Origin of the sequence: Algoriphagus persicinus (assembly GCF_035156415.1) — a bacterium.
Classification (GTDB): Bacteria; Bacteroidota; Bacteroidia; order Cytophagales; family Cyclobacteriaceae; genus Algoriphagus; species Algoriphagus persicinus.
On sequence record NZ_JAYEEY010000019.1, the window covers coordinates 78,249 to 92,791 of the forward strand.

Below are 14,543 nucleotides of genomic sequence, written 5' to 3' on the forward strand. Positions count from 1 at the left end.
ACTTCATGTATTTATCTTTTAGCTTTGTTTGATTTACTTCCCTTGTTTAATTATGAAAAAACAAGTACTATTTATTGTTAGTATGCTGGTTTGTGTGGTTCTCGCATCACTAAAACCCACAGAAGTAAATCCATTTAGGATCTATCCGTACTTGCAGGCATATGGGAAAGGGAAGATTCAGCTGACCTGGTTCAGTAATTCTCAAACTGAAAGTTCGATCAAGCTCACTAGTGCCACCGGTTCGGTGCTCTACGAGGGTGCAATTGCGGCTGAATCTGTTCCTGAGATTTATTACACTGAAAAGGAAAAAAGCCAGGTTCTCGAAGGATTAGAACAGGGGAGTTGGATTGGAACTGATCAGGTGTTTCGGTATAGGTATCCAGTGGATTTACCAGCTGATACGAAAGTGAATTATGTTGTCACCGTGGGCGGGGTCAACTATTCAGGTGATTTCACAATGCCTTCATCCAAAACGAGCTGGGAGAAAATCAGATTTATAGCATTGGCAGATTCTGAAACAGATCCCAGAGGTAGAGTGACTAATAGGGCATGGTATCCAGGAAGCCCATTAGTTCGACCGATTACTACAATTCCTGAGCTGTGGAAAGAGAAGTTTGGAACTACCACCGAGCATGGGATTGAGCTTCCTAACTATTTTTTGACGGAGGAAAAAGGCTATGCTGAAAACTTGAATATCATAAAATCACGTGAGCCTAACTTTATAATCATGCCAGGCGACTTGGTGCAGGGTGCAGGATATCAGCCAGCTTGGGATGAGTTTTTTAGACAAAATGCAGGCATAAGTGGCAGTGGATTGTCTAGTTATGCAATCATTCCGGCATTGGGAAATTGGGAAGCCTATGGCGGGATAAATGGTGAATACGGTATAAATGAGAAAGGTGATTTCGTCCCGGTTCTGGGGAGGAAGCGCTTCCACGCATATTTTGAAACACCGACAGAAGATCCGCTACAAAAACATCGTCAGAGTTATTACAGAGTTGATTATGGGCCAGTGACTATTTTGACACTAGACTCCAGCAATGGTACCCCAGATCAGACTGCTGCCGATTTTGATGGGCAAACAAAACTTACTGGAACACAATTTACTGTACCCGGCACAGATACACAGGAGCACTATACCCAAGCTCAGTACAATGCGGCTGGTGGAAATGATCTGAGCAGTTTCGGCCCTGGCAGTGATCAATATATTTGGCTGGAAGAAAATCTGAAAAATGCCAGTGAAAATGGCCAATTGATCTTTGTACAATACCATCATATTGCTTTTTCATCCGGTGAGCATGGCGTACCTATGAATCATGAGCTTTCTATTGGACAAGTGGGGACACCTATGCGGATTCTGAATCCTATACTTGAAGAGTATGGCGTTATTGCAGTGTTCTCAGGACATGATGAATTGTTCGAAAGAAGTTTTGTAGATGAGGATAGCGACGGAAAAGGAGTGATGTATTACGATGTAGGCGTGGCCGGAGATGGTCTGAGAGGAGAGAAGAGAGACTGGCTAGGCAATCCATATAACACCTTGGATTACAACCCCTATCGGAAATGGTCAGCAGATCAGAGCTCGGTAGAGGCCTGGAATACATCCGGAGCAAATCCTGTCTTGATAGATGGGGGTAAGCATTATGGGCATTTGGAGGTGAATTTGGTAAGAAGCGTGGAAGGTGATCAGGAATTCGCTCTGATCAATTTTACCCCTGTTTATTCCTTTCCCGTTGTGGATCAAAATTATAATCTCCAGAAGGTAGAAAGAAGGGTTTACAAAGATGTGGTCAATTTGAAAGTCCCCTTACGCAAAACTTCCGCATCTCCCGTGTTTAAGGATACCCTAACCCTTTATCTTGATGAAAATGGTAAAGTGACTACGGAAGCTTCGCACTATCTGACTTCAGGATATTCGGCCGAATATGAGTACCAATTTTCCAGAGATTTGATCTATAGCTGTGCCGACTTGGGGATTAAGGAAGTGGAAATAAAGGTTTCTGAATCAGGGGAAGTCAAGTGGACAGGAATAGTGAAGGTTTCAGTTCTCGATAAAATCGCCCCAAAAGTGCAGGTGAAGAATTATACGGCTGTGGTTGATATAGTTATTAGTAAACAATTCGAACTTAAACCTGAGTTTTTCATACAAAGCCTGAGTGATAACTGTGGTGATGACCTGGAGGTAGTAATGACTCCAAAGGCCCTCGGGTGCAATGATATAAATTACACGGGACCAATAAAAGTTAATCTCCTTGTAAAAGATAAATCCGGAAATTCTACGGAAGCAGTTGTCTATCTCACGATAGAGACCACAGAAAGTAAGAAGATCTCACTAAGCGGCCCAACCCAAGGGGTGAAAGGTAGTACAGTGAAATTGACATTGGGCTCCGAGTTCGATTATACGGTAGAGGCCTGGTACAAGGGGGATGAGCAACTTTCGACTAGCAACGACAAAGTACTTACAGTTAACGCTACAGGTGTCTATAGAGCTAGGATTAAGTCTATAAATGGCTGTGCAGTTTTTTCTAATGCAATAGAGGTGACCTTTGAAGATGCTGCTGAGACGCCAGTGGTAAAGGATAGAGTTGAGCTGGAACTTGGTGATGACGGCAAGGCAAGCTTAAAACCTGAGCAAGTATTTACGAATTGGCCGATTAGTCCTGAGTACACCGTAGTATTGAGCAAAACGGTTTTTTCCTGCGAAGATTTGGGATCAATTTCAGTAATTGTCAAAATTTCTGATTCAAAAGGAGTAATTCAGGAAAAGGTAATTGAGGTGATCGTCAGGGATAATTCTAATCCTGTTCTTGTCACCAAAAACGCCGAGGTGATTGTTGATTTGGCTATAGGAAAAGTGGAATTGAACCCAGAAGATTTTATAGCCTCTCTTGCTGATAACTGTGGCATCAAGGAAGTGACTCTCAGCAGACAATCAGTGGGTTGTGAGGATTTAGGAAAAGAAATCTCAATAGAAGTTAGAGCAGTAGATAAAGCAGGAAATGTAAGCGAGAAACTAGCGAAAGTCCTTCTGAAATCTAGTAATACAAAGCCAGTAACTATTTCTGGCTCTACCTCTATTTGTTCCGGAGAAAACCAAACATTGACTTTGAAATCTGAAGCTGCCTTTGAGGTAGTAAGATGGAGAATGAACGGAGCCGAGATTAGCGGAGCTACGAATAAAACCCTAGAAATAAAAGAAGGAGGTAGTTACCATGCTATTGTCAGATATTCCGGCGGATGTCATTTTGAAACGGAGAAGTTTGTGGTGGAATCACTTGCTAAACCTAGCGGAGAAATCCTCGTGGACGGAAATATACTTAGAGCTCCTGAGGGTAATTTCACCTATCAATGGTTTAGAAATGGAGACAAACTGGCTGGTGGCACCCAGCAAAAACTGACTGTAAATCAAATGGGTGAATTCACTGTGGAATTGACCAATGAGGCTGGCTGCACCACTAGACTTGCTGCCGTGACCATGACCATTTCAGGTCTTATCAATACCGGAATTTTAGTCTCTGAGGAATTGAAAATCTATCCAAATCCTGCTTCCTCAGAAGTGGAAATACAAGCTTTGGGAGATTTGGAATTTGCTGAGAATTCCATGAGCATTTACAATTCGAATGGCAAGGAAGTCAGTTCCAGCGTGGAAGTTATCCGTCAGAGTCCGAGGGCGGTAACCTTGGCAATAGGACGTCTTGCTGCCGGAACTTATTTGATTATGACAGAAAGTCCGGATAATAAAGTGTTTGTTGGGAAGTTGGTTAAGCGGTGAGGCGTATCAGGAGCAAAAGACTCTTGAGGTAAGACCAAATCATAGCTTATATAATTAGGCCTTGTGAGTACATGCTTACTTCATTAATCCAACTACTTCTTTTTTAAGCTTGGGCAACTCTCTTAAAATAATAGTCCAAATAAGTTCATCCGAAATATTATCATATTCGTGAGCGATCCTATTTCTTGTTCCGATTATTTTCTGAGCGTTTTTTATTTCAATTTGAATACTCTTGTTTTTAGAAATCCTATTTATGGCTTCTCCAATTATCTCGATATTTCTTTCGACTGCTTTCTTCGTTTTTAAGTCAGCTTGATATTCGAAGAAATCCCTTTTTTTTGGAAGGAAATCGAAAATCTCATCGATAGATCTATTTATGTCCTCCAGCCAAGCATTAATCTTATTGTCCATAAATTAGAACTTTTGTTTCGTCAAGTTCTTTTTTAAAAAATCGATTTTTTATTCCCCTTTCTTCAATCAGATCAATTTGGCGTTTTAGTAAATCCTCAAGATTTTCTTTTAGCTCAAAGTATAAATCGGTGTATTTGAAGGGGTCATTTTCATCAAAATCCACAACAAAGTCTATATCGGAATCATCACTAAAATCATCGCGAGTTACTGAGCCAAATGCTGAAAATGTGCGAACTCTGTATTTTTCGCAAAGCTTTTTGATGAGGTTTATATTTTTGTCATTTATTTTCATGTGATTATAATTGTTTTTTAAATGTCACATGGAATCTCGCATGGTAGATAATCATCCCTCTGTGTGTCGCTTCAGTCATGCTCGATTTCATCTACCAATGATACTTAAAATTTCTGTTACTCTGATTGTTTTCATGCTGCATTGTATTGGCTTAATGAAGAAACTGATTTGAAGCACTAAACTTTCTATTACGAAATTCTGAAGAATTAAAAATTTCCCAATCCTGCTTCCTCAGAAAGTGGAAATACAAGCTTTGGGAGATTTGGAATTTGCTGAGAATTCCATGAGCATTTACAATTCGAATGGCAAGGAAGTCAGTTCAAGCGTGGAAGTTATCCGTCAGAGTCCAAGGGCGGTAACCTTGGCAATAGGACGTCTTGCTGCCGGAACTTATTTGATTATGATAGAAAGTCCGGATAATAAAGTGTTTGTTGGGAGGTTGATAAAGCGGTAAAATAATTGAAGCCTTGTTCAATCATTGAGAGTTAGGGTGCAAATTAGTCTAGCTCAATGACTATGCTGAGCGCTTGCATGATAAGCCGTATGAATCGAGAGGTTCATTTACGGTTAAGGGGAAGATTCCCCAATACCTAATAAATTAGCCATATTTCACTGGTTAATCATTCCAAACGATAATAAGGCTCCCACAATATTTAATCCGCAATGCGTATATATTGCCAATTTCAAATTTTTTGTTTTCCATACTAAGTAAGTCATTGGGAATAATGCTATCACTAAAGTCAAATATATCTGTGGCTGCCAAAAGTGATAGAATGAGAATAGAATTGCACTCATCAAGGGGGCAAATTTCCCCCAAGTTTTCATTCTTGGCAACAAATATCCTCTAAAATATAACTCTTCTAAATATGGGGCTAATAAGCCATTGAGAATTAAATTCACAATCAACGTTACTATGATTATTGATTTTGAATATCCTGCAAAATCACGGATCTTATACCAATCAGGAAGCCAATAGAGAAATTTGTCTGTGATTATCTCATTTATAGGTTGTGTTAAACCATAGACAAGAAATGCAAAAATAATTAGTCCAAGTGTATATAAGATAAGTTTATAAGTAGGAAGTGTCTCTTTATATTCAACCAAATCGTATATGCGTTCTACATTTTCCTTTTTCTTGGCATTATTCAGATGAAATAAAATAATTGGTACTACTATTACCACTATTGCTATCAACATGGAAAGTTGTGGTGGGAAACCCATTGTCACAAAATATGGGGTTGTCAATCCAAAAAATAGAGTGATCAGAATACCTGGATAAAGGTGATAAATAATAGATTTTAGTTTTGAATGTTGTGTCATTCTTTTATTGTTTATAACATTAGGGATAATGGTCTCGAATATGGCATGCTGCGGTTTTCGAAGCCCTTAACTATTCGCTCGAAACGAACCTGGCTAAACATGAAAATCTTTATTTTAACTTCTTACCTACAAGCGATATGCAATGTGTGTATTGAAATGTGAATATAGACCAAAAAGATGATTGCTCCAATGGGCTAAACACGAAGTATTCATAAGCTCCAATGCTATCTAATAAATCAGAAATGTTTAATAGAGATGGAAACTTTGAATGTGATAAGAGGAAGGTATTAATATATCTTTTCGCAACTGGGATTTTTTATGTTTCTTAAAAATTTAGTGATTAAATTTTCCATTCTATAATTTTTGAGGTTGATTGGTAGATACTGTTCCCAGAGGGTTACTCATTTGAGTACCTGAGAATCATTCACTACACTAAAAAAAAAAAATCCAAATATTTTACCTCTTAGGTGGAACTTTTGAGAAAGGATTGTGATTGAACGTTCATTCAGTCGATATTACCATGGATCATTTATTAGATAAAAAGAAGTGTATCATCAACAGTGCGCTCGATTTGATACAGGAGCATGGATTTCATGGTTGTCCAGTGAGTCAGGTGGCAAAAAATGCCGGGGTAGCTGCAGGTACAATCTATACTTATTTTGAAAATAAGGATGATTTGATCGTAGGGATCTATGAATATGTAGCAGAAAGAATCACTTCCTATATATCTGAAAGAGATGATGTTACACTAAAATTCGAAGAGAGGTTTTTTGCCTATTGGAAAAATTTATCCGAATTTTATAGAGAGAATCCCGCAATTCATGGGTTCTATGATCAGTTTTTAAATTCTCCATTTAACTCTGAAGAAATCCAAAATAATCCTAACGTATGGCATGAGTGGACTTATAAGTTTTTTCAGTCCGGAATGGAAGAAGGAGCTATACGAATGACTCATCCCGTAATTCTATCCATTTTAGTCAATACGAATATTACTTCTGTCGTCAGGATCAAGAAGAATTTTAAAAACAAACTTGCCAGAACTAATGTGAATCTGGAAGAAATATCCCACTTGATCTGGGCTGGGATCAGAACAGCTTAACCCAAAGACCTTTTTTAAATAAACACCAACTAATTATTCTATACATGTTCAAGAAACGTTTACTGTTGGCCGGTTTGAGTATTTTACTTTTGTCAAAAACCGCCTATAGTCAGGAAGAAAGCATAATGTCCCAAGGTACATGGACCTTAGAGGAGGTGGTCGAATATGCACTAGTCCGGAGCCCTATTATTAGGCAGGCACAAATAGATCAGGAAATAGGGGAGAGGGACATTAAATCAAATATGGCCGATTGGTATCCTCAGATCACTGCCTCTGCGGCGGGAGCATATAATATCAAACTTCAGCAGCAGATCATCGGTGATCAACTGATTACTTTTGGCCAGCCTTACAATTCAAATATTCTGCTTCAGGCAGATCAGACATTGTTCAATCGAGACCAACTTTTCGCTTCGAAATCATCTAAGTTTTATCGCCAGCAACTTCAACAGGTACTAAAAAATGCCAGGATAAATACGGTTGTGGATGTGAGCAAAGCTTTTTACTCGATTCTATTGTCCGAAGAACAAATACGGATTCTTGATCAGAATCTAGATCGTCTGGAGAAGCAATATAAAGATGCTTACAGCCGATTTGAATCTGGATTGGTAGATAAGACAGATTATCAGCGAGCTTCGATTGCTTTGACCAATGTGAAGAGTGATCGAAATAGAGTGGAAAACTCTTTTGATGCTAAATATGACTATCTAAAGCAATTGATGGGCTATCCGGATAGTCTGGATTTTACGATTGAGTTTGATACTCAAAGAGCGGAAGGCAAAATCGGCGAAAATGCGGCTGATCCTTTGGTTCTTGAAAATCGCATAGAGTATCAACTTTTGCAAACTCAGCAAACGCTCAATGAAATCCAGACTGGGTATGAAAAATGGAATTACCTGCCTCAGTTGTCAGCTTATTACAGATACAACTGGAATTATTTCAGTCAGGAGTTCTCCAACTTATACAATACAGCATACCCAGTTTCAGCTGTGGGACTAAATGTATCTATTCCGATTTTCCAGGGAGGTAAACGGATTCATAGAGTGAAAGCAGCAGAACTTCAAGTAGAGCGGGGAAATGTTGAAATCGAAAATCTCAGCAATCAGATCAAAACAGAATATTCAACAGCTTTGGCAGATTACAACAGTAGTGTCTATGAATGGCAACTGATCAGAGAGAATATGGAGATGGCTGAAGAAGTATATAACATCATCAAACTTCAATACGATGAAGGAATCAAAGCTTACGTGGAATTAGTCGTAGCAGAAACTGATCTCCAAACTGCCCAAATAAACCATATCAATGCATTTTATCAGGTCTTGGAAGACAAACTTGACCTTCAAAGAGCATTAGGCACAATCAATTAATTAGATCAAGCAAAAAAATATACCAAATGAAATCGAGCATGATTCTAAGTGTCACACATAGGGATGATTATTTCAGATGCGAGATTCTCCCGAATCAAGTTCAGGACAGGCTATATGACTATTCAAAAACAAAAAACAATCAGATGAAATTATCATACAAACTTTTAGCTTTATCGGCCTTAGTTTTAGCAGGGTTTTCTTGCGGACAAAAACAGCAAGCTGAACAGCAAGCTCCGCCAGTCGCTACGGTCACTACTTACACTTTAGTGAAAAAATCCGTAACAGGCCTTGACGAATATCCAGCTACACTTGTGCCTCTAAATGAGGTAGAGCTTCGTCCTCAAATAGGTGGATATATTACCAATATATATATTAAAGATGGCCAGGAAGTAAAGAAAGGGCAGAAGCTCTATGAAATTGACCGAAGCAAATATGCCGCTTCACAGCAGCAAACACAGGCAATGGTAGCAAGCGCTGAAGCTAATCTTGCCAGATTGAGTAAAGACTACGATCGATATAAGAGACTCGATGAGCAAGATGCCATCGCAAAGCAGCAATTGGATCATGCAGAAAGTGCGGTGTTGGATGCCAAAGCTCAACTGAGTTCAGCGAAGGCTCAACTTGAATCCGCTAACACGGACTATCAGTATTCAGTGATTAACGCGCCATTTGACGGAACGGTAGGCATTTCTCAGGCCAGAATAGGATCACAGGTTTCTCCGGGCCAGCCGCTTCTAAACACACTTTCTTCCAATGATCCAATGGCTTTGAATTTTGTGATCAATGAGCGCGAGATTCCTCGATTCAATAAAATGCTGAAGTCAGAAGATATGCCAGATTCATTGTTTAGACTCAAATTCAGTGATGGAAGTATATATCCTTACAATGGCACATTTACCACCATCGACAGAGCTGTAGGAAGACAGTCCGGTACTATTAATTTACGTGTACAATTCCCAAATCCACAGCGTGATTTAATTGCAGGAATGACTGTAAACATTCAAGTTCTCAATCAAGATATAGGTGAGCAGGTGGTGATTCCCTACCGAGCCGTGACTGAGCAGATGGGTGAGTACTTTGTATATGTAGTGCAGGAAGACAATACTGTGAAGCAGCAAAATGTAATTCTTGGGACACAAATCGGGCAGAACATTGTGGTAAGAAGTGGGGTGCAAGAAGGGACTAAAATTGTCGTGACCGGTATCCAGAGATTACGTGATGGAGCTCAGATTACCGAGCAGACAGCCGCTCAATAACTCGTTTTTTCAATAGACTTGATTAATTATTTATGATATCAGACGTATTTATAAAACGGCCAGTGACAGCAATGGTGATTTCGATCGTCATCGTACTGGTTGGTGTTTTAGCAATTTTAAATCTCCCCGTTACACAGTATCCTGACATCACACCTCCGGTAGTTTCGGTATCTGCCAATTACACGGGTGCAGATGCAANGTTGGTGTTTTAGCAATTTTAAATCTCCCCGTTACACAGTATCCTGACATCACACCTCCGGTAGTTTCGGTATCTGCCAATTACACGGGTGCAGATGCAAAAACGGTGGAACAGACGGTAGCTACACCAATAGAAACCCAAGTGAACGGTACGCCGGGGATGGCTTATATTTCCTCGAATAATACCAGTACTGGGCAGATGCAAATGAACGTCACCTTTGAAGTGGGGACGGATATTAACATCGCAACATTGGATGTGCAAAATAGGGTGTCTATTGCCGAGCCATCTCTCCCTGAGGCTGTTCGTAGGCTGGGTGTAACGGTGAGAAAGAGGAATCCATCTATTATGATGGTGCTGAGTATTACTTCACCGGAAGGATCTCATGACTCAAAATTCCTTTCCAACTATGCCAATATCTTCATCAAGGATGCCTTACTCCGAGTAAATGGTGTCGGTGATATTACTGCAATTGGTCAGGATTTCAGTATGAGAGTTTGGCTCAAGCCGGACAAATTAGCCCAATACGGTATCTCTGCGAGAGAAGTAACCGCTGTTATCCAGGAGCAAAACCTGCAAGTAGCCGCAGGAACGGTGGGTAGTATGCCTCAATATGATACTCAGGCATTTGAATATCCGATCACTGTAAATGGGCGTCTGGAAAGAGCTGAGGAGTTTGAAGACATAGTCTTAAGAACAAATTCTCAGGATGGGTCTCTGGTTTATTTGAAAGATGTAGCCAGAATCGAATTGGGTCAATTTGACTACGGTAGATACTCTACTTTGGATGGTGAGGAAGCTGCGATTTTGCTGGTTTACCAAGCGCCGGGAAGTAATGCTTTGGAAACTGCCGAAGGGGTATATGCGGCTTTGGATGAGTTGAAAAAGAGTTTCCCAACGGATATGGATTATACCGTTCCCTTTGAATCAGTATCCGTTGTGGAAGTTTCGATCAATGAAGTAATGTACACCTTCGTGGAGGCATTGCTTCTTGTGATCGTGGTAGTATTCCTATTCTTGCAGAGCTGGAGAGCGACTTTAGTTCCTGTTCTTGCGATTCCTGTGTCCATCATCGGTACTTTTATTTTCTTCCCCTTACTCGGGTTTACGATCAATACATTGACGCTTTTTGGTTTTGTATTGGCGATCGGTATAGTGGTGGATGATGCCATCGTGGTAGTTGAGGCTGTGCAACATTACATAGACTCCAAGAGGATTTCTGCGAAAGAAGCAACTCGCCTTGCAATGAAGGATATCACAGCACCGGTAATTGCGATTGCATTGATTTTGGCGGCGGTATTTATTCCGGTAGGATTTATTCCCGGTATCGTGGGTAGAATGTACCAGCAGTTTGCGATCACGATTGCGATCTCAGTACTGATTTCAGCATTTGTAGCCTTGAGTTTAACTCCGGCTTTGTGTGTGCTTTTGCTGAAGCCATCTGAAGTAAATGAGCACGGAAAGGGGCTGAATAAGTTCTTCTACAAATTCAATATATGGTTTGAGCGTACCGCTGCCAGCTACACCAATGGCGTGAGAACTAGTATTAAAAGAGCTCCGCTGATGTTGATTTTGCTCATCTGTATTTTTGCAGGTACGTTTGGTTTGTTCCAAACTAAGCCTACCGGTTTCTTGCCTACAGAGGATGAAGGAAGACTGTACGTGACACTTCAATTGCCTGAAGGAGCTGCTAGTAATAGAACGCAGGCGGTAATGCAGGAAATGAATGGTATTCTTGAAGAAACAGAAGGGATCAATCATGTAACCGGAATCGGTGGGTTGAACGTGATTAACTTCTCCTTTAAGCCAAATGCAGCTACTTTCTTTGTACAGATGGATCCTTGGGATGATCGAAAAGACCCTTCTCTCCAGCTTGGTGGGATGTTGGCGACCTTGAACCAGAAGTTTGCAGCTATTACCGAAGGGAATATTGTGGTGGTTCCACCGCCTGCGATTCCTGGTTTGGGTAGTACAGGTGGTTTCAGTTTTATGCTGGAGCAGCGATCTGCCACTGGAGATATCAAGGAATTTGAAGGAGTAATGGGCCAATTCCTGGCTGCTGCAAATCAGCGCCCTGAAATTGCCATGGCTTATAGTTTCTTTACGGCCAAAACTCCTGGATACCATGTCACCGTGGACAGAGAAAAAGCTAAGAAATTAAGTGTTCCACTAACCGAGATCTTCACGACTATGTCAAATTACATGGGTAGTACCTATGTCAATGACTTCACCAGATATGGCCGAAACTTCCGGGTGGTGGCTCAAGCTGATACGGCTTACCGGGCAGGAATTGATGATTTGAAGCAATATTACGTGATGAACAATGCAGGACAATCCGTTCCATTGAGTGCATTGATAAGTTATGAAGTAGTAGAAAATGCTCCTGTGATTTCTCACTATAATTTGTTCCGCTCTGCTGAAATCAATGGAAATGCAGCGCCTGGCTACAGCAGTGGGCAAGCGCTAGCAGCTTTGGAAGAAGTGGCAGCAGAGGTATTGCCTGCGGGTTATGGTTATGATTTCTCTGGCTTGAGTAGAGAAGAGCTTTCCTCGGGAAGTAGCACTATCCTGATTTTTGCCTTGGCAATTGTTCTGGTTTCCCTTCTTTTGGCAGCCTTGTATGAAAGCTGGTCGGTTCCATTCTCCGTTTTATTAGCCTTGCCTTTGGGAGCATTTGGAGCGATTATCGCACTTCATTTCTTACCGAAGTTGGATAATAATATCTATGCACAGATTGGTTTGATTACGCTGATAGGTTTGGCTGCGAAAAACGCCATTCTGATTGTGGAATTTGCAAAAGAGCGAGTGGATGTCGGCATGCCGCTGATTCAGGCGACGTTGGAAGCGGTGAGGTTGAGACTTCGTCCGATTATTATGACTTCCCTTGCATTCATTCTTGGTGTGGTTCCTTTGGCTATTTCCAATGGTGCCGGTGCTGTGGCTAGACAGACTATTGGATTTACGGTGATCGGAGGGATGCTGGCAGCTACCTTCTTGGCGATTTTCTTTGTGCCGGTGCTGTATGTGGTGATCACCAAGATAGCGTATGGTAAAAAGGGCTTGGCAGAGTTGGAAGCCAATTACGATCCAAGTAAGCACGAGAATCATTAAATAGGATATTAAAGTTTGTTATAATTGAAATGCCCCCATCAAGCTCTTTGCTTTCTGGGGGTGTTTTTTTTAACCGCTGAGACCGCTGAGGATTTCGCGGAGGACACAAATAAGTGTTGTCCTGCTTCTCCAGAAGCTGGATGGAGGTTGTATTGAGCCTAGTCAACAGCTCTTTTAACTGGATGGATAAGTTGTGTTTGGTGTCTTAGCCATGGTGGGTGAGTTGCTCACATCGGTTTACTCGATGTGTGCTGTGTAAGCTATGATGAAGATGAGGGTAGGCTCCTTGGTGAGGGTTTTCAGGGAAACTCACCAAACCACTTCTATGATGCATCTGCGGTAACAAGGATGTGTGAAGCGATAGAAGAAAAGGCTGTTTAAACAGTCAGGTAAGGATAGAAGAGATGCGCGAAAGCGAACCTTCCGATGAAGTGACGAAAAGACCAGTCGTTGTCAAAATCTGGACTATATCGAGAGGCCGGAGATAAGTATAGAAGGCACCTAATTATTGACTATGCGGCAACCGTCATAAACGGGGCATGACTTCTATTCAGGCTTTATTGTGGAATCACAGGAAACCTATATGCTATGCCAAAAGGAAAACACAAGCAGGCAGTACCTGTGAGTCGATTACTGATGAGCATATAGGTGGCGGATGAAGCCGTAGTAGCGATGAAATTCCTGTAATGGGTGTGGAGCGAAGGGCTTCAATTATGCAGTTTTAATTTAAGAACAACTTAAATGATTAAGGATGATTTTTAAAGAACAGACAAAGTCGGTACCAATTAAACTGGGATACAAATTAGTCTAAGATAACGGACTATAACCGACTGCATAATAAGAGCCGTATGAATTGAGAGATTCACTGCCTGTCTCGATAGCAAAGCGTATCGGGATACGGTTCTGTGAGAGGTTTAGGGTTGGAATTCCTCTCTTTACCTACTCGACTCTGCGATTGTCATTCTCCATATTATTTATATCCAATTACATTTCATTTTTATGAGCCAATTGTCTCCTTATTTCGATTTATAATTTTTTGCAGTCGTGGCCGATTATAACGTTGAACTCCAATTGGATAAACATTCAGGACTATATTTAGAAATAATAGCCATAGAGACTGTATGATTCCATATTTAAACACCACGACAAAATTGAAGATTAGTACGATAAAAAAAATAATTAAATGTCCAACTTCCGATTGTCGGGTTCTATACTCCAATTGTTTTAAAGTGTCCAAATTCTTATTTACGGGATTTGAAGCTTTGTTGAGTTTCTCCCAGCCAACCCACACTAAAATTTTTCTAAACTCATCGACCCAAAACAATTTATAAAACCTTCCTTCAGCTTCCCATTTTTTGGAATTGTAATAAGTCGATATTAAGCTTGGTTTGAAGGTTTCCGTGATGTATAAAACACCGAACATTAGCATGAAGTTTAATACCCACGCAAACAGAACAGAATGCAGACCTTGCCAAAGAGCTACCGCCGCCACGGTAATGACAACAAATACTAAGACGAAACAGACTCTTAAATATTTATTCATTGCTATATCTTTGCTTCCTTATTTTGTTAGCTAGTCGTCTCAGGATGACGCACCACGTCAGTTCGTCTAAAAACCTTCATTTGGTTTAAACTGAGGCCTTTTTGTTGGTTATTTCGCTTGATTTTAGGCCGCTCTTTGAAAACTGCCTGAATGCCAGTCAAAATTCTTGGGTTTGGATT

General features: G+C 40.7%; 9 protein-coding genes and 1 pseudogene. 6 read left to right on the forward strand and 4 right to left on the reverse strand.

Annotated features, from left to right (window positions below; all coding sequences use genetic code 11):
* The first annotated feature begins 52 nt into the window (after positions 1-52).
* Entirely contained in the window at positions 53-3,772 is a 3,720-nt protein-coding gene (locus U3A58_RS15305; RefSeq protein ID WP_323824799.1) for a T9SS type A sorting domain-containing protein, read from the forward strand.
* 75 nt (positions 3,773-3,847) lie between these two features.
* On the opposite strand, the gene U3A58_RS15310 is transcribed toward U3A58_RS15305, so the two are convergent.
* On the reverse strand, positions 3,848-4,183 hold the full coding sequence (locus tag U3A58_RS15310; protein WP_323824801.1) for a HepT-like ribonuclease domain-containing protein: 336 nt from the start codon (positions 4,181-4,183) through the stop codon (positions 3,848-3,850).
* Entirely contained in the window at positions 4,173-4,475 is a 303-nt protein-coding gene (locus tag U3A58_RS15315) for a nucleotidyltransferase domain-containing protein (protein WP_323824803.1), read from the reverse strand. Before U3A58_RS15315 ends, U3A58_RS15310 begins: the two co-directional genes overlap by 11 nt.
* 238 nt (positions 4,476-4,713) lie before the next feature.
* Here U3A58_RS15315 and U3A58_RS15320 point away from each other — a divergent pair, with 238 nt between their 5' ends.
* Positions 4,714-4,929, forward strand: coding sequence for a T9SS type A sorting domain-containing protein (locus tag U3A58_RS15320; RefSeq protein WP_323824805.1), 216 nt, complete (start codon positions 4,714-4,716; stop codon positions 4,927-4,929).
* Between the two features lie 155 nt (positions 4,930-5,084).
* Here U3A58_RS15320 and U3A58_RS15325 read toward each other — a convergent pair whose 3' ends face one another.
* Positions 5,085-5,795 (reverse strand): CPBP family intramembrane glutamic endopeptidase, encoded by a 711-nt coding sequence (locus U3A58_RS15325; protein ID WP_323824807.1) that lies wholly within the window; start codon positions 5,793-5,795, stop codon positions 5,085-5,087.
* Between the two features lie 520 nt (positions 5,796-6,315).
* Between U3A58_RS15325 and U3A58_RS15330 the strand changes: the two genes are divergently transcribed.
* The 4 genes and pseudogenes from U3A58_RS15330 to U3A58_RS15345 all read left to right on the forward strand — a co-directional run bounded on the left by U3A58_RS15330 (position 6,316) and on the right by U3A58_RS15345 (position 12,821).
* Entirely contained in the window at positions 6,316-6,894 is a 579-nt protein-coding gene (locus U3A58_RS15330; RefSeq protein ID WP_323824809.1) for a TetR/AcrR family transcriptional regulator, read from the forward strand.
* 44 nt (positions 6,895-6,938) lie between these two features.
* On the forward strand, positions 6,939-8,258 hold the full coding sequence (locus tag U3A58_RS15335) for a TolC family protein (protein ID WP_323824811.1): 1,320 nt from the start codon (positions 6,939-6,941) through the stop codon (positions 8,256-8,258).
* Positions 8,259-8,284: 26 nt separating this feature from the next.
* Entirely contained in the window at positions 8,285-9,514 is a 1,230-nt protein-coding gene (locus tag U3A58_RS15340; protein WP_323824813.1) for an efflux RND transporter periplasmic adaptor subunit, read from the forward strand.
* Between the two features lie 32 nt (positions 9,515-9,546).
* Positions 9,547-12,821 (forward strand): annotated as a pseudogene (locus tag U3A58_RS15345) (efflux RND transporter permease subunit).
* A 997-nt stretch (positions 12,822-13,818) separates the two neighbouring features.
* Here U3A58_RS15345 and U3A58_RS15350 read toward each other — a convergent pair.
* Positions 13,819-14,364 carry a glycosyl-4,4'-diaponeurosporenoate acyltransferase CrtO family protein gene (locus U3A58_RS15350; protein WP_323824815.1) on the reverse strand — a complete coding sequence of 182 codons (546 nt, stop codon included), beginning with the start codon at positions 14,362-14,364 and terminating at the stop codon, positions 13,819-13,821.
* Positions 14,365-14,543 lie beyond the last annotated feature (179 nt).